The following is a 25,339-nucleotide window of genomic DNA, read 5'->3' on the forward strand; positions in this document are numbered from 1 at the left end:
ATCTTCGTTCATTTTTGGCAAAAGTAAGAAAATTTGTCAAACGCTTTCCTTCGGATAGCAAACATAATACTTGGTCACTTTTTTTGACAATGCTTTTAAATTCAAATGATCTGAGGCATTGGCGACATCGGTCAGCTTTCCTGACTTTCTAGCGATATTTATATTTTGATAGTCCGCATTATAGGCACGATTACTTATTTCACCGGAGAAAACGAAATAATCAGCTTCCCCATCACGCAAACCATATGATGATTTCACCCAGTTGCGCTTTTTCCGCATCTTTTCGTCGGCTATCGGATTGTTCTTGATGCGTATCTCCAATAGGTTGCGGTTCAATAGCATACCGCTTAGCTTAGAAAGCACGAAATCGTCATGGAATTGCCAGGTTTTTAATGCTGAAATGATATCTACATCATCCAATAGCACAAATTGCAGCAACGTGCTCTCGTCAAATCGATCTGCCCCATTTCGGGTCAAAAAGTACTTCAGCGCAGCCGCACATTCCAATTCATGCCCCTCTTGCAACAACAGTTTCGAGCGTTTGATCAGTTTAAGGAGCAATTGTTCCGCCACCAAGCTGGTTTTGTGCAGATACACCTGCCAATACATGAAACGGCGGGCCATTAAAAACTTTTCTACCGAATAGATGCCTTTTTCCTCGACCACCAATTCGTCGTCTTGTACGTTCAGCATGGTGATAATGCGTTCAGAGCTGATATTGCCCTCCGTCACCCCGGTGTAAAAACTGTCGCGTTTTAAATAATCCAAACGATCGGTATCCAATTGGCTCGAAACCAACTGATTCAAGAACCTTTTGGGGTGCTCGCCTTTGAAAATGGCTATTGCCATGGTCAATGCACCATCAAATTCTTCATTCAATTTTTCAATTAATCGAAGTGATAGCGACTCATGACTTACATTCTCGACCAAAGAAAACTCCAAAGCATGCGAGAATGGGCCATGCCCAATATCGTGAAGTAGAATGGCGACCAAGAGCCCCATTTCTTCCTCTTCAGTGATTTCCACTTTTTTAAATCGAAGTACCCTAATCGCCTGCACCATTAAGTGCATACTGCCCAAGGCATGATGAAAGCGGGTATGATGGGCCCCAGGGTAAACGATATACGACAGGCCCATTTGAGAAATTCGCCGTAACCGTTGAAAAAAGGGGTGCCCTATAAGATTGTAAATAAGTTCATTGGGAGTGCCAATAAAACCGTAGATTGGATCGTTAAATATTTTAAGCTTGTTGCGCTGCGCCAAGTGTACTATATTTTCAGGACAAAGATATACTATATGAGCACGATTACAATTCTTTGGGTCGATGATGAGATTGACTTATTGAAACCCCATATTCTTTTTCTTCAAAACAAAGGCTATCAAGTAGTTACTTGCCCAAGTGGTCAAGATGCACTTGATGAATTGAACCATACGAATTTTGACATCATCTTTTTGGATGAAAATATGCCGGGCCTTTCAGGGCTCGAAACCTTGGCGGAAATCAAAAAAATAGATCCCTCGTTACCCGTGGTCATGATTACGAAAAGTGAAGAGGAATTCATTATGGATGAGGCTATCGGCAGTAAAATTGCCGATTATTTGATCAAACCCGTCAATCCCAATCAAATCTTGTTATCACTCAAAAAGAGTTTGGACAATTCGAGATTGGTATCAGAGCGTACAACGGCGAACTACCAGCAAGAGTTTCGACAAATAGCCATGGACCTTTCGATGGTAAAGACACATGAAGAATGGGCAGAATTGTATAAAAAACTGATTTATTGGGAACTACAGCTCGAGGGGATAGAAGACTCTGGGATGTTCGAAATATTGGAATCTCAAAAAATGGAAGCGAACAGTCAGTTCAGCAAGTTTGTCGATAAAAACTACCGCGATTGGTTTTCAACCGATGATGGTCCAACCCTATCGCATGAATTGTTTCAAAAGAAGGTCGTATCTGAATTGAAAGATAGTTCCACCTTACTTGTGGTCATCGATAACCTACGCTATGACCAATGGCTTTCTTTTGAGGATGTGGTCTCTAATTTCTATAAGAAAAAGACGGAAACACATTATTATAGTATTCTACCGACGGCTACCCAATATGCGCGAAATGCCATTTTTTCTGGACTCACCCCACTGGAAATGGAAAAACAACACCCCGATTGGTGGAAAAATGATACGGATGAAGGGGGTAAAAATCTATTCGAGGCTGAGTTTTTAGGTGCCCAGTTGCGACGGTTGCAAATGGATATTAAATGGGACTATCACAAAATAAGCAGCTTAAAGCAGGGGAAACAACTGGCCCAAAATTTCAAATCGCAAAAAGGTAATGATTTGACGGTCATTGTGTACAATTTTGTCGACATGCTCTCCCACTCCAAGACCGAAATGGAAGTCATTAAAGAATTGGCCAGCAATGACAAGGCCTACCGTTCCCTTACCCTTAGTTGGTTCAAAAACTCACCATTGTTGGATATTATTCAAAAAGCACAGCAACTCGGCAAGAAATTGATATTAACCACGGATCACGGTACCATCAATGTAAAACATCCTTCAAAGGTCATTGGTGACCGCGATACCAGTCTCAACCTTCGGTATAAAACTGGGCGAAGCTTGACCTATCAAGAAAAGGAAGTATTGGCCGCAAAAGACCCCAAACAGATCCATCTGCCGAATATCAATGTCAGCAGTTCGTTCATATTCGCCAAAAACGATCTCTTTTTTGCCTACCCCAACAACTACAACCACTATGTCAGCTATTATCGAAATACCTACCAACATGGCGGCATTTCGTTAGAGGAAATGATCATTCCTTTTGTGGTTTTAGAGGCTAAGTGATATTGTAGTCCTCAGATGAGCAAGCCTAAGTAAATGAACCCCGACAAGATTTTATGACATCTTTGCGTGATTTTATTATTTGGTCCGTATACCTTTTTGAGTACCCTTATGGGGGTATAAAACCTTAAGGAATTTGATTTTTTGAATTGCTTTTTGAGAGGAATAAACATAGGAATAATGACGTTAGACTAAAAAATATATCCCTAACGTCAAATTTTGAATTTTCAAAATAAACATCGTGCAACTCAAAGAGCACTACCAAAAGCAACGAAAAGGAGAACGTTTTCACTTTAGAATATTTTAAAAAATAAAAGAAAAAGAAAAACATCATTAAAGCACCTATGAAATTAGGAATACTGTATAGAATATCCTCGCATATCGAACAAGAGTAGTTGGCTATTACATAAGGCCTGATAAATTCCCTGACCAACATATAAGTCATTGCTAGTATGACTAATGTTATACCATGGCGTATGTATTGGGTTTTCATTTATCCCTATTTTCTATGGATAGAAGAATGTAAAACCAATTAAGTAATTAATTCAGGGGTTTATTAGGTGATATCATCTTTCTTGGTTGGCATATTCCATTTATAATATAAGTATTGAAAAATTCTTTGGAATATTTCTGAATTGAGAACAACAAGTCCATGTAAACAATACAAAAGATTCTTAATCGCTCTTTTGAAAGGTTAAAAAGAAACGGCTATCTGCCCTCACTGACCTTAATGATGTCATTATGTTCATTACCATCTTTTTTGCCAAAATAATATATGGTAGCTAATAATAGTAATGATATGACTAGGCTTACAATAAAATAATTTTTTTTCTTCATAAGTAAATTTAAAAAATTAGCGCATAAGAAGCAATTTCTTATGCGCTTTAAACATAATCACTCTGATCCCACCAAGTGGCCTAAGTCATATAATCCTCCTAAACCCGGGGCAAGTGCATTCAACAAGAATGAAGTTAAATTGTGCTTCTCGCTACCACAATAAGGCAATCCAGCATTTATTTTTTTTACCTCTTCTTTAGTCAATTCTTCTACTTTCATATCTATTTATTTATGTTCCGCCCCATGGGCTTTTCCTAATTCATATACTCCTTGTAAACCTATGGCGATGACCGCTGTAACTACACCTTCAAATATGCCAAAAAGGCCACCATCGGTTTTTTTTAATTCTTTTTCATGTAATTCAATTACATGAAAGTGGTTTAAATCTTTCATTTTAAAAATTTAATTAAACATTTGTTTTTTGCAATCAAAACCAGAATTTCCGTTGCGCGCTGTTTTGATCACTTGGTAAAGATGGGCAAGGGCACTCTCATTTATTGAGAGTCAACAAGATAAAATGTTAAAATTTCAACAACCGTCCAATGTTTTTAAACCCGAACCCACCTGTTAAATTACGCTGTGTGTCTTTATCCAAATCTTCCATAAAAAACCCACATCTGAAGCTAGTGGGCTTTGAATATGCATAACTTTGGTTAGCCAAATCATAATAAACCGGGGCGTTTAGTTCCTTCATGGTATCTATCATCCTGAACACCGTAGCTTCAGAAACTTCTAACCGTTCGGCCAATTTCTTGGGCCTTCCTGTGGCCTTCAAACGTATTAATCGATCTACGCGCTCCAATAATGCTATTTGTCTTGTCAACTGTTTCATATCATTCCATTTTTACATTGCAGGTTTTAGTTTATAGGTGATCCTAGGTAATTGTTGCCGCCATAAGTTGTGGTATAGGCCCTTTTTGGCATAGAGCAGTTCATGAGGCCCCTGTTCGACTACTTTTCCTTTGTCCAACACCACAATAGTATCGGCATTGACGACGGTACTCAGACGGTGCGCAATGATGATAATCGTTTTGTGCTGCTCTCGAAGTTGTTGTACCACTTTTTGCACGAAGGTCTCCGAACCACTATCCAATGAACTGGTTGCTTCATCCAAAACCAATATTTCGGGTTGTTTGTACAGGGCCCGTGCAATAGCAATCCGCTGTTTCTGACCGCCAGAAAGGCTTGCCCCATTCTCCCCCAGATAAGTACCAAAACCATTGGGTAAGCCCTCAATGAATTCCATAATACCGATTCGGGTGCAGATTTCTAGTATAAATTCCATGTTAGGCTCCATTTCACCAACGGCTATGTTCTCAACAACATTACCGGCAAACAGGTCTATTTTTTGCGGTACTACCGCTACTAGCCTACGAAGGCTCTCGTTTTCAATGTACCGCAGATTGGTGTTGCCGATATGGATACTCCCATTACTAATGGGATAGATGTTCTGTAGTAAGGAGACCAAGGTTGATTTACCATAGCCACTTTCACCTACGAAGGCCGTAATCTCCCCCTTCTTTATTTCAAGTTCAAAAGCTTTGAATACTTCTACCCTAGTACCATAGCTGAAGTCCACTTTTTCAAATTTGATATTACCTATTTTATCCGGTGACAGTTCCATTCTCTTACGGCCCTCCTCCTGTTCAAGGTCCAATATCTCAAACAGACGATCGGCAGCGATCAAGGCATTCTGGATTTCTTTGTTCGCACCGATCAAGCTAACCAAGGGGCCGGTAAAATACCCCACTATCGCGTAAAAGGACAACAGCTCACCCGGGGTGATCTCTTTTTGGATCACAAAAATAGATCCTGTCCATATAAGGACGATAACGAACAGTTGTGAGATGGTATTGGACGAGGTGCCTGAAAAAACGGCGTTGAGGGCCGATTGATATCCTGTGTTCAATAACTTGATAAACCGGGTCTCTGTTTTGAGATTGGCATAACCCTCTAGACCAAAACGTTTTATCGTTCCGACCGAATTCAATGATTCCACCAATTGGCTTTCTAAATCGGCAGCGTCTTCCATGACCTTTCGCTCCACTTTTTTATTAAGCTGGTTCACGACGACATAGATCAATAGGTAAATGGGGATGATCGTGGCCATGATAAGGGCCAGCTTCCAATAGTAGGTGAACATCAGCCCAAATGAAAAAGCCACGATCAAGATGTTCACGGTCAGGGTCAACGCGACCCCATTGATAAAATTCCTGATCTTTACGGCATCGCCAATCCTTGAAATGATTTCGCCTACCCGCATGGTATCAAAAAACTGCTGGGGCAATTTTAAAAGGTGTTTGTAGTAGCCGAGTATCAGCCTTGCATCGATCTGTTGCCCCGTTTTGATCAAGAAAACATCCTTAAAAACACCGATCAGCACCTTCCCCAATAATAGGGCTATCATTATCAGGCCCAATAGGTTCAACAGTTTGGTATTGCCATCGACCAGAACATGGTCCGTGATCTTTTGGATATAGATGGACGTGGAGAAGCCAAGCAAGGTGTAGACAACGGCCCCAAAAAAGGCTTGCACCAATACCGTGCCATGGGGCTTTAACAAAAACCAGAACCTTTTGAGATTGGACACCTTTTCATTACCCTTTTTAAACCCCTGGTTCGGAACGAGCAGTACCAGCACCCCTGTCCATTCTTTTTTGAAGGCTTCATGCGACCGTTTTTCCATTTTGCCTGAACCGGGGTCCATGACCAGTACGTGGGTTTTCGTGACCCCATAGATGACTACATAATGATGTAGTTTTTCCTTAACGATGATGTGGGCAATAGACGGCTTTGGTATCTTGAACAGGCTCTCAAAATCACCACGGACCCCCTTGGCATCGAAACTGAGTTTTTCCGCTGCTTTGATCAAGCCAAATACATTGGTCCCTTTTTTATCGGTCCCCGCATATTGCCGAATACGTGCAATGGGGTATTTTAATTTGTAATGGGCGGATATCGATGCCAGACAAGCTGCCCCACAATCGGTAATATCATGTTGTTTTATCGTTCTTTTTGCCATTCTTTGATACTATGAAAATGAAAATGAATGCTTGTGGATAAGCTGGCCGGTAGAGGTCGTATAGGGTATCTTCATGTTATCGCTTACCGTAGCGATGGTAATATCAACTTTCGAATGAAAACCGTATATGTACGAAAAGGTCTGGACACGCGCATCGTAACGAATGGGTTGGCCAAACTGCTCTAGTTGTTCCAATAATCTATGGGCACATGAAATACTGATGCCCAGCTTTCTGGCAATGACATCGATAGGCCCCGTAGCCCTTTTTTTGACCATTTGGTGCAAACGTTCCATTTTCTTTAATTCTTGAATAAATTCCATAACATCTGTAGTTAATATTGGGCCAGCGCTTTTTTCGATGGATTGACCCAATCGTCCACTTTATCATATAATAATTGGTAGAGTGTTCGTTCGGCCAGTTGAAATCTTGCGTTCAAGGTCATTCCCTTGCCCAGTTGCCCCTTATACCCATTTTTAAGGCTTAGGGTTCGTGTATTCAGTTTGCACTGGATTTTATACACGGGCCGCTCTTCGATGAGGACCACGTCATCGGCGACCCCTATTATGCTACCGTAGGCAAAGCCCCACTGGTTGTAGTTAAAGGCATCGATTTGAAATTTGACCTCTTTTCCGGTATCGATCAGACCGATATCACTGGTAGCGACATAGCACTCGGCAATCAGTTCGGTATCCGGGGTAATCTCACCTAGTACGGCACCGGTATTTACGAAACTGCCTTTGTGCAGGCCCTGTGTATTCATCAGTACCCCTTTCACAGGGGCCTTTAATACATAGCTGTTCTTATCACCAAGTACTTGTTTGATATTGTTTTCCAATTCTTCAAGCACGATAAGGGATTCTGAGAGGTCGGTTTGCCAGATATTCAATTGTCTTTTCTTTATCTGGTATAATGCATTTTCGGCAAGGTCGTAGTTGAGCTTGATCTCGTCGAATTCCACCTGTGCAATAACCCCTTTTGACAATAGTTTCTTATTTCTTTTAAAATCCTCTTTGAGCTTTCTGATTTTGGTATGATGTTCTGCCAATAGAGATCGGTGTTCAATCAATTGCCGCCGGTATTTTGGGGTCTTCAAGTGTGTACTGCTCGGGGACTGAGCTACAATAAGGTTTTTCAGGTCGTTCACCTCTTTTTCCAAGGTTGTGATTTTCTTCGTACTGAGTTGAAGCTTTTCGTCAAGTACTGTGGTTTCCAATACGAGCAGGGTATCACCGGGGGAGACTGTAGTATTATTATGTAGGTTTGAGAAGGTGACCCTACCTTGGTTGATACTTGTGATGGACACCCTTTCGATATTTGGCCTAATCAGGCCTCGGGCAGCGGTGAAGATGGGAATCTTTATAAATGGTAGGCTTACAAAGCCCCCAATCAACAAGGTGAGTATCAAACCGTAAATGACCTTACTACCGACAGAATTCTTGGGAATAAAATGCTGTACGGTATATACGATGATTTCTTTCGGAAAAACTTGTTTCATGGATTTCTAGCTGAATTTCAAATATAGTAAATATTCTATATTATCGTAATTATTCTCAAAATTTAATTCTTTATCCTTACTTCAAAGCTTTTATATAGAAAATAGTATATTTGTAATACCGCATAAAAATTCACTATGTTCAAGACCGTAGACCGCTTAATGGAGTTTATACAACACGCGGGGCTAAGTGCACGACAATTTGACCTTTCTATAGGGGCCAGCAATGGCTATACCCTGCGGATGAAAAAGAATAATGCCTCTATCGGCAGTGATGTCATTGAGACGATTATAAGTACCTATCCGCAATTAAATTTGATTTGGTTGATTACCGGTGAGGGTGAAATGCTCAAGCCAGACCCCGAAATCTTAAAAACAGGGGAACTGCCCTTAAGCGAGCAAAAACGACTTGAAAAGATCATCGAGGCAAAAATCAAGGAACGCCACGAGAAAGAGCTTAAGGAATTGCTGAACGAGGTGACCGCTGAAATTGAAAAACGCAATAAGAAATCAGGCGACTAGACGCCAACTTTTGCAGGGTATCATGCCAAGGTATCCATCATTCATTAGGTATTCCTTAGTTTATTTTCCAAGGTTTTCTTTAGTGATTTTAAAGCATCGATTTCCGTAGTAGACCGCTCCCCTTTCAATTTATGGAACATACGTTTCACTTCCTCAATGTCATCGGCCTCTTTTTGGCTTTGATGCAATACCATTTTTTCGATACGCCTCTTGGTCCCTTCATAAATCGTGCTACCTATATACTGATCCTTGGCATTTTTTGATAGGGCAATCAATAGTAACCCAATCAGGGTCAACAAGGGTAAGGCTTGAAGAATCTCATATTGATCCATGATGTGCGTCTCTGTATTAAAAATAGACCTTATTTGATATACCGTTACTAAAATTGGACTTAACAAGGCATAATGCCACCATTTCTTTTCATAGAAAAACCAAGCTATAAGAGGTAACAATAAACCTAATTTAAAGCCCAAACCCCATAGAAAAAGTTCAAAACTTGGAAACCCAAAGCTACCGACAACCATAAACCCCAAATCCACTTCGAGCCATGTTTTAGGGATAAATTCATTACTGACGCGAATGAAAAATGCCAAAACTATGATCAAGGCACAAATCACATTTTTCGACAAACTTGTTGAATGATATTGATTCGAGTCCGAAATTCCCCCTCTTAATACTTGCATTATCCACCATACTATAACACCGCTTAGAGTTACCAGAACTACATGGGGTTGATCAAAAAATTCAGGTATGGATGGAAAAAATGAACTTAAAAAATTATAGAAGAGGTACCATATAAAGGGTTGGATAACCAGTTTTACCAACCCTTTCGAGCTTTGGTAAAAAAGAAACAAATAGACTAACGACAGAAATGTGGTCAAGGCAATCCAACTAAATACTTCATCGCTAACAAAGCCATGGGTCCATCTAAAACCAAAAATATCCAAAGTTGCGGCACTATCGTCATCAAATAACAAGTGTAACAGAATCAACACAGGCAGACAAAACAGCAGTGCTGCCATCGCAACTTCCTTGGTAAAACCTTTTTTTGATATTTTCTTAAATCTTGACATTATTGGTTGCTATACCTATTAAAAACAAAAAACTAGGCCCGTTCCCTCAATTCATGTTCCAATCGCTTCTTGATTTCCATCAAATCGTTGATATTGACGGTTGTTTTTTGTTCTTTTAAGTCGGTCAATCGTCTTTTGGTATCCGAAATCGTATTTATGTGATTTTGATTTTTTTGTTCCAATAACTTTTCAATTCGAGAGCTGGTTTTTTGGTAGACTGATTTTACAATATACTGGTCTTTTGCATTTTTTGATAAGGCCACCAATATCACTGCAATCAGCACCAAAAATGGTAAGGCTTGAAAAATTTCAGTATCATCCAGGCTATCAGTCTCCGTGTTAAAAATTGCAATATGTTGATATACCGTAACTAAGATTGGGCTCAAAAGGGCATATTTCCACCATTTCTTTTCCATAAAGAACCAAACTAAAAGGGGCAACAATAGACCTAGTTTAAAGCCCAAGGCCCATAGAAAAAGTTCCGTACTTTCAAATCCAAAACTACCGACAACCATAAAACCCAAATCCATTTCAATCCATGTCTGAGGGATAAACTCATTACTGATGTGAATGAAAAATGCCAAAACTATGACCAAGGCATAAATCACATTTTTCGACAAACTTGTTGTATGATATTCATTCGACTTCAAAATTCCACTTCTAAATACTTGCGCTATCCACCATAGCAGAACACTGCTTAGAATCACCAGAACAACACGGGGTTGATCAAAAAATTCGGGTATGGATGGAAAAAATGAACTTAAAAAATTATAGAACAGGTACCATATAAAGGGTTGTATAACCAGTTTTACCAAACCTTTCGAGTTTTGGTAAAAAAGAAACAAATACATTAAGGACATTGCTGTGGTCAAGGCAACCCAACCGAAAGCTTGGTCGGCAGAAAAGCCATGAGTCCATGTAATACCAAAGAAGTCAAAAGTAATTGTATTGTATTCAGCAAATAACAAGTGTAAGGAAATTAACAAAGGCAGACAAAACAGCAGTGCTGCCATCGCGACTTCCTTAGTAAACCCTTTTTTCGATATTTCTCTAGATTTTGTCATTTATGCTTACTATAGCTATTAAAAAGGAAAAAACTAGGTCCGTTCCCCCAATTCATGTTCCAGTTGCTTCTTGATTTCCATCAAATCGTTGATATGGGCGGTCGCCTTTTGTTCTTTTAGGTCGGTCAATCGTCTTTTGGTATCCAAAATCGCATTTACGTGTTCCTGATTTCTTTGTTCCAATAACTTTTCAATTTGCGAGCTGGTTTTCCGGTAGACTGACTGTACAACGTATTGGTCTTTGGCATTTTTTGATAAGGCTACCAATAGCACTGCAATCAACACTAAAAAAGGGAATCCCCTTATAATTTCATATTCATCAAGAATGTCGGTCTCCGTGTTAAAGAAGGTGCTTAGTTGGTAAATCGTTATTAAGATTGGACTTAACAAGGCATATTTCCACCATTTTTTTTCAGTGAAATACCATGTTAATAACAATAACAACATACTAAGCTTAATTCCCAATAAGTAAAATAATACTTGAAAAGATCGATAAAGGAAGCTATCAATTTTTATATCACCTATAAAGAAGACATTCAAATCATCAGGAATCAAATTATAACAATACAAAAGACAAAATATCCCTATCGGAACCAAAGAACTTAGGTTTTTTGATGCTCTTTTGAGATTTATTAGTTTTTTGAAAGTCAACAAATTTGGAACAAATGATTTCAATAAAAAATACAATGCTATCAAGGCCAAACAGAAAGAAAGCGTTTTTCCATAAGCATTGATAGGTTCCATCATGTAAAAAATACTCAGGCTTTGATCATAAACGGTCCACAAAATCGGTAGCAATAATGTTAACCTCATTATACCTTTAGCATGAAAAAAGAAGAACACCATATACATAAAAGGAATCAGCGACAATAAAAAGATATAGGCCATTACCTGATCATCATATAGGGTGTTTTTAAATGTAAGACCAAAGAAAACAAGTTCACTGGCGATGTCTTCTTGAAAAAATTTATGTGCTAAAATCAATGCTGGCAAACAGAAGAGTATGACCGCTAGCAATAGTTCTTTTAAATAATTGTCCTTAAATTCCCCTGGGAATACAACCATGGCAAAAAGATACAATTCTTATGAATATAATCTATAACAAGAAGGATATTTTCGATATAGCCGCTGCAGTTTTAACAAAAACAACGAAAAAAGTTTTTTGTTTTTACGGCGAAATGGGTGTCGGTAAAACCACGTTAATTAAAGTGATGTTACAACATATAGGAGCAGTAGACTGTGGCAATAGTCCTACATTTGGTATCGTCAACGAATATCACGATGATTCAGGGGAACTACTTGCTTATCATTTTGATTTCTATCGCTTAAGCTCTGAAGAAGAAGCTTATGATTTGGGCTTGGACGACTACTTTGAGAAAGATGCCTATATCTTTATCGAATGGCCAGAAAAGATACCCAATCTGCTACCAGAAGGTATCTTACCCCTAAAATTGCTGTTTATCGACGAAACGACCCGTCGTATCGAATATTGATTCTTACAAATAGCTTCTTAAAATTCTTTTGCTAAATTTCCATTGAGAGAATTCAGGTCGATGAAATGTTGTAAATCTCAGTTGAAATGCATTTTTTTTCGTTGAAATGCATTTATGACTGTATTTTTTCCTACATTTGCATTTAATGAATTCATTTATTAATCCAAAAATTTAGTACGATGAACACTAAAAGAATGATTTTTGGAATCTTGGCCGTTGTAATGTTGGCGACCACCGCGGTTTCTACGATTACTATCGACGACCAAGATACTGGTATTAAGAAAAGTGAAGTTGTTATGAAGAAAAGATAACTTCTACTTTTTAAATTATCTTAAAGGGGGCAATACTAATATTGCCCCTTTTTCGTTGTCCTATTTGTAACTTTAAGTTAATGAAGCGGAAAACTAAATTTAACCAACTAGCAAAAAAAAGAATTCTTATTGAATCTTTGGTGGCTTTCCTTATTATGCTTTCCCCTTTTGTGTTTAAAACACATGAATACATGCCAGGTGCTGGGGAGGGAGATACTTTTAATATTTTAGGTTTAACCATAGGTTTAAACGGGTACCCAAGTGTGGAATCACATGTTTGGTTTCTAGTATCAAAGTTAGTTCCTTTTTACCTATTAGTAATTTGGTTCCTTACTTGTAGACATTGGTGGCACCATATTATATTGATTCCGATTTTAATGTATAGTTTTCAGTTATTTGAACTTTATTTTTCTGAAGATGAAGTTATTGACAGTGAGAACTTAATGTGGTTATTACCCGTTTGTATTGTAATAATCCCCTTTGTTTATTTTATCCGTTTAAAGCTTTATGACAAACATGTACATGGTATCGATCTCGACGCCATGGACGAAGAATTGAATGTTCTTAAAGCAAAGGAAGAATTGCGTAAAGAACGGGAAAAGTTGGAGCAACGCAAAGAGACCCTTGAGAAAAAAATGTAAATTTGAATCACCTAGAGCCACCATTATGGGTCTGACCGTTCTAAAAAAGCGGTAACCAAGTTAATAAACTAGGCATAGGGGTTTGCCCTATTTGATTAGATTTACATTACATGAACCAACCTTCCTCTCCTTTTAGCAAACAACAATTACTGCCCCAAGAAGAGACCCTTGAGATCTTAAAACAAAAAGGGGAGCTTTTTATTGGCCTCCCTAAAGAGAACCAATACCAAGAAAAGCGTATTTGTTTGACGCCAGATGCGGTTAATGCCATTACGGCCAATGGGCATCGGGTCATGATCGAGGCCGGGGCCGGTGAAGGGGCCAACTATTCTGATAAAGATTATACCGAGGCGGGTGCCGAGATTTGCAACGATACCAAAAAGGTGTTTTCATGTCCGTTATTGTTAAAAGTAGAGCCCCCTACCCTTGCTGAAATTGAATTGATCAATCCGCAGACCATAATCATTTCAGCCTTGCAGATCAAAACACAATCAAAGGAATATTTTGAGCACCTCGCCAAAAAACGGATTACGGCCATCGCCTTTGAATATATTCGTGATGAAGATGGCAAGTACCCCGCCGTACGGTCGTTAAGCGAAATTGCAGGTATCTCTTCCATTTTGATTGCATCAGAATTGATGGCTACGACCGGCAACGGTAATGGCTTGATGTTTGGCAACATTAGCGGAGTGCCCCCTGTTGAGGTGGTTATCATAGGCGCCGGGACCGTAGGGGAATTTGCGGCACGTTCGGCACTCGGGCTTGGCGCCAATGTGAAAATATTCGATAATTCCATTACCAAACTGCGCAATATACAGACAAACCTGAAGCAAACGGTTTACACCTCGACCATACAACCCAAAAATTTGTTGAAGTCCTTAAAACGTTGTGACGTGGCCATCGGGGCGACCCGTGGCAAAGATCGCTCCCCTGTGGTTGTTTCGAGTGCCATGGTCGAAAATATGAAAAAAGGTGCCGTAGTCATCGATGTAAGCATTGATATGGGTGGGTGTTTCGAGACTTCTGAGATTACGACCCATAAAAAGCCTACTGTCGAAAAGTTCGGGGTAGTCCATTATGGGGTCCCGAATATTCCGTCGCGTTATCCGCGTACCTCCTCTATCTCAATTAGTAATATCTTTACACCTTATTTATTGAAAATCGGTGAAGACGGTGGTCTTGAAAATTCATTGCGATTTGACAAAGGGCTTCGCAACGGACTTTACCTCTATCATGGCATTTTGACCAACAAATCGGTTGGTGATTGGTTCGGACTCCCCTATAACGATATCAACTTTTTAATTTTTTAATGGCATTTATAAAACGTTTGGGCTGGTATTTGGTAGGTCTTTCGATTGGAATCGTGTTTCTGGCCTTTTTCCTAAAAAAGAAATCGGCGGATAGTGGTACGGAATTTTGTTACTTCCCGAATTGTCGGGTTTTAAAAGACCTAAGATCTAAACCCATCGCCTATGCGCCAGAATTGGAAGCCCAGTTCACCCAAGACTCCGTGCTCTGGAAGTCTTTTTTTAAGGATGGCACCATTGATTTCGGACAAAGTGATACCAAAGCCAAACCTTGTAAAGTGTATCATATCTCAAACGGCCCTAAAGCTATTCAAGTGCGAAATTGCCCAGAAAAGGTCGAGGTAGTGCGCTTAGACCAAACGCCACGCGACTAAGAACTTTTCAAAACCAATCTTCGTTGTTATTCCTGCGAAAGCAGAAATTCATTTGGGCTCATCGTCAGGTGGATTCCAAAACAAGTTTGGAATGACATTGTGGGACCCTTTCACTCATACCCAATCACTATTGTCATTCCTGCGAAGGCAGGAATCCATTCAAAACCAATCACCGAGAGGTAAAAAAACCATCCAAACCCAATTCGTTATTGTCATTCCTGCGAAGGCAGGAACCCATACGGTACATATTATTTAACTAACTTATCGTTTTGCTTAAAAAACGGGTCCAAATTCGAATGTACAAGACCATACATCAATATTATGTTTACATCCTAACCAATAAAAAGAATGGAACGCTTTACACTGGAATGACAAATAACCTGGAACGTAGAATATTCGAACATAAAAGAGGATTGCTCGAAGGTTTCTCAAAAAGATACGGACTCCATAAATTGGTTTATTTCGAGATTTTTACAGATGTCAATGAAGCCATACTTAGGGAGAAAAGAATAAAAGCATGGAAACGTCAATGGAAGATAAACCTCATTATCAAAGGGAATCCACAATGGAAAGATTTGGCTGGTGATTGGTATGATTAAAGTAGCCACTTCCGTGATGTCGTTGCTGCGAAGGCAAAAAACCATCAAAACCCGATTCGTTATTGTCATTCCTGCGAAAGCAGGAATCCATACAAAATCATCGTCAGGTGGATTCCAAAATGAATTTGGAATGACAGTACGTAGTCCTTTCATCCAGAAACAATCACCGTTGTCATTCCTGCAAAGGCAGGAATCCATTTGGGTCACAAGTAAGTTCAACTACAGTTTTCTACGGGCTTTCTCCTTCTTCAACAATTCGAGCTCTCGAGAAGTTTGCCCCGCTACCGAGGTATTTTCTTCAGCCCTTCTGATAAGATAAGGCATGACATCCCGCACCGGTCCATAGGGCAAGTACTTGGCCACATTGTATCCTGCTTTGGCCAGATTATAACTGATATGATCACTCATTCCATACAATTGCCCAAACCAGATATGATCATTATCGTTTGTAATACCTTTTTGCTTCATCTGTTCCATTAACTGATAGCTACTGGACTCGTTATGGGTCCCTGAAAAAATTGAAAACACATCCAAATTATCCAACATAAAGGTAACGGCAGCGTCAAAGTTGTTATCCGTAGCACCTTTCGTCGCACAAATCGGACTCTTTTGACCGGCATCCTCAGCGCGACCGTTCTCTTTCTCCATATAGGCACCACGGACCACCTTAATGCCTACCTTGAAACCTTCATTCCGGGCCTTGCTGCAAACTTCTTCCAAATAAGACATTCTATCCCAACGGTATAGCTGTGCGGTATTGAAAACAACGACCTTCCTTTTGTTGTATTTGCACATCATATCATAGGCCAAATCATCGGCAGCATCTTGAATCCAGCTTTCTTCAGCATCAATCAACAACGCAACATCGAGGTCATAGGCCTTTTTACAGACCTTATCGTATCGATTGACCACACGCTGCCATTCCTCAGCTTCAGAAACGGATAAACCTTTTTTTGAATTCACTTTTTCAAACAATTCAAAACGACCAAAGGCAGAGGGTTTGAAAACGGCAAAAGGTATGGCTTGTTTTTCTTTCACGAAGTCCAATACCCCCAATACTTTCTGCAAGGCACTATCCAATTGGTTTTCAACATGCTTTCCTTCCACGGAATAATCTAAAATTGCGGCAACCCCCTCTTCGTACATTTTATCTATGATCGGCATGCAATCGGCTTCATTCACCCCCCCGCAGAAATGGTCAAATACGGTCGCCCGAATCAGGCCTTCTACCGGTAGGTGCGCATTTATTGCAAAATTGGTGACGGCAGTACCAATTTTCACCAAAGGTTGGTTGGATATCAGTTTAAATAAAAAATAGGCCCGTTCGAGTTCGGAATCGCTTTTCAACTTGAAAGCAATTGAAGTATCTTCAAAAATACGCTTCATAAATGTCAAATTCATAAAGAAACAAATATAAGGTGCCCCCTAATATACTTTTCAATAAAATATGTGTTTATTTTACAGCTCATACGATGGCTATGCATACCGGTTCAACCACCACACATGATATTTATTTTAATGAGGTCGCAGAAGCTGGTCTCAACCAGTTTTTGACTCAAAACGACTATTCCCATATTTTTATATTGGTCGACAAAAACACCGAAGAGTATTGTCTAGGCCCCTTTTTGAACTTATTGGCCATGGAGCCCTCAGCTACGTTCACCATCAAGCCAGGTGAAGAAAACAAGACCATTGAAGCTTGTGTCAAAGTTTGGAACGACTTATCACAGAACGGCGGGGACCGCAAAAGTATTTTAATCAATCTGGGCGGAGGAGTCGTGACGGATTTAGGTGGGTTCGTTGCTTCTACCTTTAAAAGGGGAATCGATTTTATCAACATCCCCACTACCCTTTTGGCGATGGTGGATGCCTCGGTCGGAGGTAAGACCGGAGTAGACCTCGGCGTGTTAAAAAATCAAGTCGGGGTAATCAATCAGCCTCGAATGGTACTACTATTTCCAGAGTTTTTGAAGACCTTACCCGAAAACCAGTTGCGCAGTGGTTTCGCCGAAATGCTCAAGCACGGCCTTATTGCTGACAAAACCTATTGGAAGGCACTTTCAGGCCCCATCAATCTATTTGATGAAGAAAACATTCGCAAGTCCATTAAAATAAAGGACACCATCGTCTCAAAAGACCCTACTGAAAAAGGTGTTCGCAAAGCGTTGAACTTTGGTCACACCTTGGGGCACGCCATAGAGTCGTATTTTCTAGAAAACAGTAAATTGAAAACCTTGCTGCACGGTGAAGCCATCGCAATCGGAATGATCCTTGAAGGATATCTTTCACACAAATTGACCGGACTTTCAAAAATGGAATTGGACGATATCAAGCAGGAATTCGGAAAGCACTTTAAAAAAGTGAATTTCACTAAAAAAGATATTGCCATTATCATCGATTTATTGAAACATGATAAAAAGAATACGCACGGCAACATCAATTTTGTCTTATTGGCAGAATTGGGTCAGGCCGTTATCGATATTAAGGTACCTACCCATCTTTTCAATGAGGCATTTGCATACTACAAAGAACCCTAAATACATATACTAAAAATCGTGTTTGACAACTCTTTGCCCCAATAGGATGAAAAATTATTTAGTTTAGGTAACGTAAACCTAAATAAACCTACGATGAGAAGAGTTATTATCGATTACAAGAAATTGGACCACTCACTCGCTGCGCAATTAATAGACCTTTATCCACATGGCTATGGCGATGAAGACATTATCGTGCTCAAAAAAGCCAATGGCGAATTAATAGAGGCAGTTGAAATCAAAACCCATGACACGATCTATCTGGTGAAAATCAGCAAAAGCTTGTCTAATTTCATTGCCAATTTTGAGGAAAATATAGAGAAACAATTCGATAAGGCCCCAAAGGAATCCCATTTGGAAAGCGAAAATTTAGGGCTCGAATTTAGCGATGAATAAAACGAGATGACAACTTTACCCATTTTAAGCTAAAGATAGCGTTCGCGAAGTATTCGAAGGTGATGTTTTTGGTGGCCACATATCAAAAACCCCAATGCCCGAACGCTCATTTCGGCATCACTGGCGATACCCATCTGACGTAACTCGTCAGTATCGAACATTTCATACAAACTGATAGTGGCCTGACGTACCGCCAAGAAATCTTTAAGTATAACCTCTTTCCCTTTTTTATTGGCCTTACTTGCCATAACATACCTATTTTGATCAAAACTTGTCAAAGGTGTTTTATCACCCCTAGCAAAACGTAAGGCCCTGTATTGAAAAATACGTTCTGTATCGATCAGGTGCACCAGTACTTCCCCTATTGTCCATTTATCGGTATCATAGGCATAATCCATATGCTCTTGATCGATGCCATTGACAAGATGTACCATTTCATCGATTCCAGATGTTAGGCATTGCGATAAATCGGATTCCCCTACCATCTGAATGTACGGTTCATAGTAGGGATGGTATTCTGAAGGTGAGAGTTCGTCGACTTTTAACCCAACCACTACAATTCATTGAATATGGTGTGCATCAATCTCTTTTTATCATTGATGCTTTCTTCGAGGGAAATCATGGTTTCCGTTCGGCTGATACCCTCAATATCATCAATTTTAAAAATAATGTTCTTAGCATGTGTGGTATCCTTAGCCCTTATTTTGCAAAAGATATTGAACTTACCAGTAGTGATATGGGCCACGGTGACATAGGGTATTTGATTGAGTCGTTCTAAAACGAACTTCGTTTGATGTGTTTTCTCCAAGAAAATACCAACATAGGCAATAAAGGAATATCCTAATTTTACGTAATCCAAGGTCAATGAAGATCCTTTGATGATTCCGGCTTCCTCCATTTTTTTGACCCTAACATGTACCGTACCCGCAGATATCAGCAATTTTTTTGCAATATCAGTAAAAGGGGTTCGGGTATTGTCAATTAACATATCCAATATTTGATGATCAATTTCATCAAGCTTTACTTTGCTCATAACACTATTATTTTCAACAAAATTAATCAATTAAGAAATATTACGTAAAGAAAACCATGTTTTTTTGAAAATTATGTAAGAAAATAGCTATTGATTCTAATTTTCACCTTAAAAAGTCATCTGAAACATGACCTGACCACGTAAACGCTTTAAAATCCTCCATCTACTCTTCAATTAACCTAGATAGTTTACAAAAGTGAATTGTTTTATTGCAAATTCGTAAGGTCCCTCACAGGCGAATCCCTTAAAAAGTAACAATTGTAAAATCAATTTCATAATCAAAATTGTAAAACTTTTAATTATTTTTAAATCAATTATTTAAATTCTATTATTGAAATCATTAATTTAATAATTACGTTGTTTTTAGGTGCCCTCACGCAGACTTTACATCGGAATATTATCGTAATTTTGATGAAAACAATTTACAATTGTGAGCAATGACTTTATTTTACGGTTAAAGCAGCTTTTGCGCCATTTTGAGTTGACCCCCTCAGGTTTCGCAGACCAGGTTGGGGTGCCACGATCCAGCATGTCACATTTACTATCGGGTAGAAATAAACCCAGTCTGGATTTCACGTTAAAGGTCATCGATAAATTTCCTGAAGTGAACTTATACTGGTTGCTCAACGGAAAAGGTAACTTCCCCACGGTTTCAACCTCAAAGGCCACCCCTACTCCAAATGGAAATCCAAAAGAACAACAAACCCACATTGCAAAAGAAAGCACTTTCAATACACTTGAAAAGCAGGAAAGTACCTCTAAAAAAGTACAACGCGTCATCATTTTCTATACAGATGGCACCTTCGAATCTTATAATCCTGAAAAATAAGCGCTCATGAATAACAGGTATTCCGTTAATTTGTAATCATGAAAACACCCCTTCACATTTTAGGCCTTGTTTTTTTGTGCATGGCATGTCAGACACCCCCCAAAAGGGCCTGTAACGATTTTAAAACCGGAAACTTCAAGTTTACCTCGACAATCGATGGCGAAGAAGTAACCACTAATTTTAGCCGTACCGAAACCCTTGAAATAGACTATTTTCAAGGAAATCAAGATTCTTCGACCGTGAAATGGGTCAACGATTGTGAATATGTTTTAAGACGTATCAATCCTAATAACCGGGCTGAAGAAAAACCGATCTTAATAAAAATTTTGACTACTACGGATAGTTCTTATACATTTGAATTCGGTACGGTTGGCGATTCGAAGCGATTGCGGGGTACCGCTTATAAAATAAACTGACCATGTTTGAAATTTTTGCGAGCCCCGATGCCTGGGTAGCCCTTTTAACACTTACTTTTCTTGAGATTGTTTTAGGCATCGACAACATCATTTTCATATCTATTGCCGCCGGAAAACTCGAACAAAAAAATCGGAAGAAAGCGACCAATATCGGGTTGGTGCTCGCCATGGTCATGCGGATCGTGCTTTTGTTCGGTATTACATGGTTGACCTCACTAAAAAAACCTTTTCTGGTCTTGAATGAGTCTTGGATTCATGGTGGCATCAGTTGGCAAGCGTTAATTTTGTTTTTGGGAGGATTGTTTCTACTCTATAAGAGCACTAAGGAGATTCATGAAAAAGTTGAGGACAGAGGGCATGATGAACGTGAGGTAAAAAAGGGACGTTCTTCATCACTGACCAATGCCATCATTCAAATTACGGTCATAAATATCGTATTTTCCTTTGATTCCATTCTAACCGCCATCGGTATGACCAACGGTATTTCACCAAATCCGGACGATGCCCTTATTTTAATGATCGTTGCCGTTGTGGTATCGGTCATTATCATGATGCTGTTCGCCAATCCCGTTGGCGAATTTGTGGGCAAACACCCTTCGATACAGGTTCTCGGTCTTTCGTTTTTGATCTTGATCGGATTTATGTTGATTGCAGAAGCCGCCCACTTGTCCCATCTCGTAGTGTTCAACAACGAAGTAGGAACCATACCAAAAGGATACCTCTACTTCGCCATTGCATTTTCACTCATGGTAGAGTTTTTGGATATGCGCATGCGGAAAAACAAAAAACCTATAACTAAAACTTCTGACGATTAATCGTTTGAAGATTATCCAAAAAACAATGCCGTTGCTGCAGGGAACACCAAAAAAGCTATGTTAGCGTGTCTAATTGGGCCTACTAAAGGCCATCTTCGGATTGCCCTCCTTTTGTTTCTTAAATAAAGCTTGCTGTTGCTTTACGGTCATGGTACTGCCGTCATGACTCCACCCTGGAGGACCGAAGACATACATCAATTTGTGGGATAGTTTTGGTGATTTCTTCATGTCGTTCCAAATATCCTTGAACTCATGTGTCAAAATCACCATAGGATTGTATGATTCAGGTGCATGGATTACCCCGTACTTTACATCAATGGTATCATCAAGTTCTTTCCAAGTACCGAAAAGCTTATCAAAAATGTTCAGAAAACCCCCATGGTTCTTATCCAAATATTCCACGTTCTGGGCATGGTGTACTTGATGCATGGTATGGGTGTTGAAAATCTTTTCTAAAAACCCCAGTTTAGGCACATAGACCGAATGCAGTTGAAATTGCCATAATGCCTCGATACCCAAACAGACCACCACCATTTCAGGAGGAAAACCGATAGCGGTCATCCACACATAAAATAGGGGTTTGTACAGTATGGTAAACCAGCCGTTTCTAATGGCCGTGCCCAAATTGAAATTGTCAGAGGAATGGTGTACGATATGCGCCGCCCACAACAATCGAATCTCATGGTTGGCCCTATGAAACCAATAATAGGTAAAATCATCGGCCAACATACAGAGCAGCCATACGTACCAGACATACCCAAAAGACTCGTAGCCCAGAAAATTTTGACGCACCCCGTTTACAAGCGGATTGCACAATTCGTAGACCCCATTAAAAAGAACGATTGCAAAGATAACCTTAAACAAAGGACCCAAAAGTGCAGAGCCCACTCCCATGAATCCACTAGCCGCTAAATCTTTCCAATCATATAAATCATCATCACCATGTGTTTTGCTATACGTTAACTCAAATAGGATAAACGCAATAAAAACGGGCACTCCGTACACCAACGGGTTAGTAAAATCCATAAAAAATCAAGTATTTAAATAAGGTTTGTATCAATAGATAACGCATAAAATAGCTAGAATAATGTTCTAAAACAAAGTTGTTTGATCTAAACCTTTAGTATCAGAATCCGTGCCAGTTTCCCCATTGAAAACATTTTCTTCATCCACAACTTCAATTTCATGCGCTGTTTGTGTTTCAGGTTCTTCAAAAGGAAGGGATTCTAACGAATTTACATTCCTCACCTTTTCTGAAGTCAGTTGATTGCCCATGGCACGAATTCCTTTTACCGAAATAAAATCCTCTACATCCACTTTTAAATTTGGTTTGGCATCTTTGCCCCTGGGTTTTACAAATTCCAATTCGACCACAGGTCTCCAATCCGTAGAAATCAATTCTAATTGTGACTTAGGGTGTTCGCTTATAATAAGTTCTTCTTTATTGGTGTTTTCAATTAAAAAGCGCTTGATGTAATACCGCTCTTTTTCACCATCAAAGTAGATTGCCGAAATCGGTTTTTTGGATTTCCATTTCTCAAGGATGATCATATCATCGTCGAATCGGGTATTCAAATCGGGTAAAATGGTCTTGACGAAACCCTTTTGGTTCGCCACCAACAACATGTCATCTGGTCTAAATTCCCCCAAAAGTTCCCCGCGCTCATCGACATTTAGACGCTGTACGATATCATCAAACCATATTTTTCGGGGTTTTAAGGTCGAAAGCCCCTTTTCTTTCAATTCAATGCGTTTCACCGGGTATTTGGTCACAATATTCCCTTTCGAGCCCCGCCCCTTGATCAAAACATCGGCAAAATCAATATCCCATTTCAACTTTTTAATGCTTCCAGACTGCCGCAAATGCACGGTCACCACCTCAGCCTCACCATTAGGGTTTGCAGTGAAATAAAGCACCTCAGAATTGGCTTTTCCAGTGGTCAAAGGGTACAGCTTATCACGTGTAATGCTAGTTACGTTAAAGCGTTTGATATAACTCGGTCCGCCACGACCATCTTTATAAATCATATTATAGGTGGTGCGCTTGTCCTTTTTCTTGAAGACAGCGACATGAATGATGTTCTTGTCCACAAAAGTCTTGGCGTCGACTTTGGTCACCATCATCTCCCCTTTTTTAGTAAAGACAATGATGTCATCGATATCACTGCAATCGGTAACATATTCATCACGACGCAAAGACGTGCCCACGAAGCCCTCTTCACGATTTACATAAAGTTTTGTATTACGAATAACGACCTTTGTCGCCTCGATATCATCAAAAATGCGTATTTCAGATTTGCGCTCCCGACCCTTGCCATATTTCTTTTTCAGGTCTTGAAAATAATCAATGGCGAAATCAACAAGGTGGGTCAAATGGTTCTTGGTCTCCGCAATGCGCTCCTCTAAATTATCCAGATGCTGTTTTGCCTTGTCCAAATCAAATTTCGAGATACGTTTGATACGGATTTCGGTCAACCGCACGATATCATCCTCAGTGACCGGCCTTCGCAAATGTTCGATGTGAGGCTTAAGCCCTTTATCGATAGCTTGAATGACCCCTTCCCAAGTCTCTTCTTCCTCTATTTCTCGATAGATGCGATTTTCGATGAAAATCCGTTCCAAAGAAGCAAAATGCCATTGCTCTTCCAGTTCGTGCAATTGAATCTCAAGCTCTGCCTTTAAAAGTTCCACGGTATTATCGGTTGACCTTCGAAGCATTTCGCCCATACCCATAAAAATGGGCTTATTATCTTCAATAATACATCCCAATGGGGAAATCGACGATTCGCAGGCCGTAAATGCATAAAGGGCATCTATCGTTTTATCAGGGGATATTCCAGAGGGAAGATGGACCAAAATCTCGACCTCCGCAGCTGTATTATCCTCGATTTTCTTGATTTTTATCTTACCCTTGTCATTCGCCTTAAGTATGGAATCTATCAAAGAAGAGGTATTGGTTCCATAAGGTATCTCCTTAATAACCAAGGTGTTCTTATCAAAAGTATCTATTCGTGCCCGAACACGGATCTTACCGCCTCTTAAGCCATCATTGTAATTGGTGACATCTATGATCCCAGCCGTTGGAAAATCGGGAAACAGTTTAAACCCCTTTCCTTTTAAATGTTTTATGGAGGCATCAATGAGCTCATTGAAATTGTGGGGCAACACTTTTGTTGACAAACCAACCGCAATCCCCTCCGCACCCTGTGCAAGAAGCAATGGAAACTTTACTGGGAGATTGACCGGCTCTTTTTTTCTACCATCATAAGAAAGTTGCCATTCGGTGATTTTCGGGCTGAAAATAACGTCTAAGGCAAACTTTGATAATCGGGCCTCTATGTATCGTGAAGCTGCAGCCCTGTCGCCGGTCAAGATATTTCCCCAGTTACCCTGTGTATCAATAAGCAGGTCTTTCTGACCTATCTGAACCATGGCATCAGCGATACTGGCGTCACCATGGGGGTGATATTGCATCGTATGCCCAACTACATTAGCTACTTTATTATACCTGCCATCATCCAACTCTTTCAACGAGTGCATGATACGACGCTGCACGGGCTTGAACCCATCTTCTATTGCCGGTACCGCCCGTTCAAGAATGACGTAAGAAGCATAGTCTAAAAACCAATCTTTATACATGCCCGTTACCCGGGTCAGCGCATTGTCAGAAGCTTCTTCTTGATTTGAAAACCCCTCTGTCAACTCTTCGTTCTCTTCCATGTATTACAAATCGCTTATAAAT

General features: G+C 39.8%; 29 protein-coding genes. 13 read left to right on the forward strand and 16 right to left on the reverse strand.

The annotated features are described in order from the left end of the window. Positions 1 to 36: 36 nt before the first annotated feature. Positions 37 to 1,263, reverse strand: a complete 1,227-nt coding sequence (locus AACM45_RS03365) for an HD domain-containing protein (RefSeq protein WP_339140753.1) — start codon at positions 1,261 to 1,263, stop codon at positions 37 to 39. A gap of 33 nt (positions 1,264 to 1,296) precedes the next feature. Between AACM45_RS03365 and porX the strand changes: the two genes are divergently transcribed. Beyond that, positions 1,297 to 2,841: a T9SS response regulator signal transducer PorX gene (gene porX, locus AACM45_RS03370; RefSeq protein WP_339140754.1), complete on the forward strand. Its 1,545-nt coding sequence runs from the start codon at positions 1,297 to 1,299 to the stop codon at positions 2,839 to 2,841. A gap of 705 nt (positions 2,842 to 3,546) precedes the next feature. Here the strand turns inward: porX and AACM45_RS03375 are convergent. The 7 genes from AACM45_RS03375 to AACM45_RS03405 all read right to left on the reverse strand — a co-directional run bounded on the left by AACM45_RS03375 (position 3,547) and on the right by AACM45_RS03405 (position 8,193). Next, positions 3,547 to 3,675, reverse strand: a complete 129-nt coding sequence (locus AACM45_RS03375; protein WP_339140755.1) for a hypothetical protein — start codon at positions 3,673 to 3,675, stop codon at positions 3,547 to 3,549. Positions 3,676 to 3,732: 57 nt separating this feature from the next. Further along, positions 3,733 to 3,894 carry a hypothetical protein gene (locus tag AACM45_RS03380; RefSeq protein ID WP_339140756.1) on the reverse strand — a complete coding sequence of 54 codons (162 nt, stop codon included), beginning with the start codon at positions 3,892 to 3,894 and terminating at the stop codon, positions 3,733 to 3,735. Between the two features lie 6 nt (positions 3,895 to 3,900). Next, positions 3,901 to 4,068, reverse strand: coding sequence for a hypothetical protein (locus AACM45_RS03385; protein WP_339140757.1), 168 nt, complete (start codon positions 4,066 to 4,068; stop codon positions 3,901 to 3,903). A 127-nt stretch (positions 4,069 to 4,195) separates the two neighbouring features. Beyond that, entirely contained in the window at positions 4,196 to 4,507 is a 312-nt protein-coding gene (locus AACM45_RS03390) for an HTH domain-containing protein (protein ID WP_339140758.1), read from the reverse strand. A 12-nt stretch (positions 4,508 to 4,519) separates the two neighbouring features. After that, positions 4,520 to 6,697, reverse strand: coding sequence for a peptidase domain-containing ABC transporter (locus tag AACM45_RS03395; RefSeq protein WP_339140760.1), 2,178 nt, complete (start codon positions 6,695 to 6,697; stop codon positions 4,520 to 4,522). Positions 6,698 to 6,706: 9 nt separating this feature from the next. Beyond that, on the reverse strand, positions 6,707 to 7,018 hold the full coding sequence (locus AACM45_RS03400) for a hypothetical protein (protein ID WP_339140762.1): 312 nt from the start codon (positions 7,016 to 7,018) through the stop codon (positions 6,707 to 6,709). 11 nt (positions 7,019 to 7,029) lie between these two features. Next, positions 7,030 to 8,193 (reverse strand): HlyD family secretion protein, encoded by a 1,164-nt coding sequence (locus AACM45_RS03405; RefSeq protein WP_339140763.1) that lies wholly within the window; start codon positions 8,191 to 8,193, stop codon positions 7,030 to 7,032. A 135-nt stretch (positions 8,194 to 8,328) separates the two neighbouring features. Here AACM45_RS03405 and AACM45_RS03410 point away from each other — a divergent pair, with 135 nt between their 5' ends. After that, the gene (locus AACM45_RS03410; RefSeq protein ID WP_339140764.1) at positions 8,329 to 8,712 is read left to right on the forward strand and encodes a hypothetical protein; all 384 of its coding nucleotides are present in this window, start codon (positions 8,329 to 8,331) and stop codon (positions 8,710 to 8,712) included. Positions 8,713 to 8,756: 44 nt separating this feature from the next. Here AACM45_RS03410 and AACM45_RS03415 read toward each other — a convergent pair whose 3' ends face one another. The 3 genes from AACM45_RS03415 to AACM45_RS03425 are packed head-to-tail and all read right to left on the reverse strand — an operon-like array spanning position 8,757 to position 11,914. After that, complete coding sequence (locus AACM45_RS03415; RefSeq protein WP_339140765.1) at positions 8,757 to 9,785, reverse strand: hypothetical protein; 1,029 nt, start codon at positions 9,783 to 9,785, stop codon at positions 8,757 to 8,759. Between the two features lie 32 nt (positions 9,786 to 9,817). Next, positions 9,818 to 10,849 (reverse strand): hypothetical protein, encoded by a 1,032-nt coding sequence (locus tag AACM45_RS03420; protein ID WP_339140766.1) that lies wholly within the window; start codon positions 10,847 to 10,849, stop codon positions 9,818 to 9,820. A 33-nt stretch (positions 10,850 to 10,882) separates the two neighbouring features. Continuing rightward, entirely contained in the window at positions 10,883 to 11,914 is a 1,032-nt protein-coding gene (locus tag AACM45_RS03425) for a hypothetical protein (protein WP_339140768.1), read from the reverse strand. A gap of 20 nt (positions 11,915 to 11,934) precedes the next feature. Between AACM45_RS03425 and tsaE the strand changes: the two genes are divergently transcribed. The 6 genes from tsaE to AACM45_RS03455 all read left to right on the forward strand — a co-directional run bounded on the left by tsaE (position 11,935) and on the right by AACM45_RS03455 (position 15,574). Continuing rightward, complete coding sequence (gene tsaE / locus AACM45_RS03430; protein WP_339140769.1) at positions 11,935 to 12,342, forward strand: tRNA (adenosine(37)-N6)-threonylcarbamoyltransferase complex ATPase subunit type 1 TsaE; 408 nt, start codon at positions 11,935 to 11,937, stop codon at positions 12,340 to 12,342. Between the two features lie 179 nt (positions 12,343 to 12,521). Continuing rightward, entirely contained in the window at positions 12,522 to 12,653 is a 132-nt protein-coding gene (locus AACM45_RS03435; RefSeq protein ID WP_339140770.1) for a hypothetical protein, read from the forward strand. Positions 12,654 to 13,030: 377 nt separating this feature from the next. Further along, positions 13,031 to 13,294, forward strand: coding sequence for a hypothetical protein (locus tag AACM45_RS03440; protein WP_339140772.1), 264 nt, complete (start codon positions 13,031 to 13,033; stop codon positions 13,292 to 13,294). A 110-nt stretch (positions 13,295 to 13,404) separates the two neighbouring features. Continuing rightward, complete coding sequence (locus AACM45_RS03445; RefSeq protein WP_339140773.1) at positions 13,405 to 14,604, forward strand: alanine dehydrogenase; 1,200 nt, start codon at positions 13,405 to 13,407, stop codon at positions 14,602 to 14,604. Continuing rightward, positions 14,604 to 14,975: a DUF4258 domain-containing protein gene (locus AACM45_RS03450; RefSeq protein ID WP_339140774.1), complete on the forward strand. Its 372-nt coding sequence runs from the start codon at positions 14,604 to 14,606 to the stop codon at positions 14,973 to 14,975. Before AACM45_RS03445 ends, AACM45_RS03450 begins: the two co-directional genes overlap by 1 nt. Before the next feature lie 296 nt (positions 14,976 to 15,271). Next, positions 15,272 to 15,574, forward strand: a complete 303-nt coding sequence (locus AACM45_RS03455; protein WP_339140775.1) for a GIY-YIG nuclease family protein — start codon at positions 15,272 to 15,274, stop codon at positions 15,572 to 15,574. 219 nt (positions 15,575 to 15,793) lie between these two features. Here AACM45_RS03455 and AACM45_RS03460 read toward each other — a convergent pair whose 3' ends face one another. Beyond that, complete coding sequence (locus tag AACM45_RS03460; RefSeq protein ID WP_339140777.1) at positions 15,794 to 16,960, reverse strand: proline dehydrogenase family protein; 1,167 nt, start codon at positions 16,958 to 16,960, stop codon at positions 15,794 to 15,796. A gap of 92 nt (positions 16,961 to 17,052) precedes the next feature. Between AACM45_RS03460 and aroB the strand changes: the two genes are divergently transcribed. Together aroB and AACM45_RS03470 are read left to right on the forward strand one after the other, a co-directional pair. Continuing rightward, positions 17,053 to 18,111: a 3-dehydroquinate synthase gene (aroB, locus tag AACM45_RS03465; RefSeq protein ID WP_339140779.1), complete on the forward strand. Its 1,059-nt coding sequence runs from the start codon at positions 17,053 to 17,055 to the stop codon at positions 18,109 to 18,111. Between the two features lie 93 nt (positions 18,112 to 18,204). Continuing rightward, positions 18,205 to 18,504, forward strand: coding sequence for a hypothetical protein (locus AACM45_RS03470; protein ID WP_339140780.1), 300 nt, complete (start codon positions 18,205 to 18,207; stop codon positions 18,502 to 18,504). 29 nt (positions 18,505 to 18,533) lie between these two features. On the opposite strand, the gene AACM45_RS03475 is transcribed toward AACM45_RS03470, so the two are convergent. Both AACM45_RS03475 and AACM45_RS03480 read right to left on the reverse strand, forming a co-directional pair. Then, positions 18,534 to 19,058 (reverse strand): DinB family protein, encoded by a 525-nt coding sequence (locus AACM45_RS03475; RefSeq protein WP_339140781.1) that lies wholly within the window; start codon positions 19,056 to 19,058, stop codon positions 18,534 to 18,536. After that, a complete protein-coding gene (locus tag AACM45_RS03480; RefSeq protein WP_339140783.1) occupies positions 19,058 to 19,537 on the reverse strand; it encodes an Lrp/AsnC family transcriptional regulator in 480 nt (159 codons plus the stop codon). The genes AACM45_RS03475 and AACM45_RS03480 overlap by 1 nt, the downstream gene beginning before the upstream one ends. Positions 19,538 to 19,967: 430 nt before the next feature. Here AACM45_RS03480 and AACM45_RS03485 point away from each other — a divergent pair, with 430 nt between their 5' ends. Genes AACM45_RS03485 through AACM45_RS03495 form a run of 3 tightly spaced genes read left to right on the forward strand, consistent with a single transcriptional unit; the run spans position 19,968 to position 21,597 of the window. Continuing rightward, positions 19,968 to 20,366: a helix-turn-helix transcriptional regulator gene (locus AACM45_RS03485; protein ID WP_339140784.1), complete on the forward strand. Its 399-nt coding sequence runs from the start codon at positions 19,968 to 19,970 to the stop codon at positions 20,364 to 20,366. 38 nt (positions 20,367 to 20,404) lie between these two features. Continuing rightward, the gene (locus AACM45_RS03490; RefSeq protein WP_339140786.1) at positions 20,405 to 20,782 is read left to right on the forward strand and encodes a DNA topoisomerase IV; all 378 of its coding nucleotides are present in this window, start codon (positions 20,405 to 20,407) and stop codon (positions 20,780 to 20,782) included. A 2-nt stretch (positions 20,783 to 20,784) separates the two neighbouring features. Next, positions 20,785 to 21,597: a TerC family protein gene (locus AACM45_RS03495; RefSeq protein WP_339140788.1), complete on the forward strand. Its 813-nt coding sequence runs from the start codon at positions 20,785 to 20,787 to the stop codon at positions 21,595 to 21,597. 69 nt (positions 21,598 to 21,666) lie between these two features. Here the strand turns inward: AACM45_RS03495 and AACM45_RS03500 are convergent, their stop codons facing one another. Both AACM45_RS03500 and AACM45_RS03505 read right to left on the reverse strand, forming a co-directional pair. Continuing rightward, the gene (locus AACM45_RS03500) at positions 21,667 to 22,623 is read right to left on the reverse strand and encodes a sterol desaturase family protein (RefSeq protein ID WP_339140790.1); all 957 of its coding nucleotides are present in this window, start codon (positions 22,621 to 22,623) and stop codon (positions 21,667 to 21,669) included. A 66-nt stretch (positions 22,624 to 22,689) separates the two neighbouring features. Continuing rightward, entirely contained in the window at positions 22,690 to 25,317 is a 2,628-nt protein-coding gene (locus AACM45_RS03505) for a DNA gyrase/topoisomerase IV subunit A (RefSeq protein WP_339140792.1), read from the reverse strand. Positions 25,318 to 25,339: the final 22 nt, after the last annotated feature.

This window comes from Croceitalea sp. MTPC5, from assembly GCF_036985505.1.
GTDB lineage: Bacteria > Bacteroidota > Bacteroidia > Flavobacteriales > Flavobacteriaceae > Croceitalea.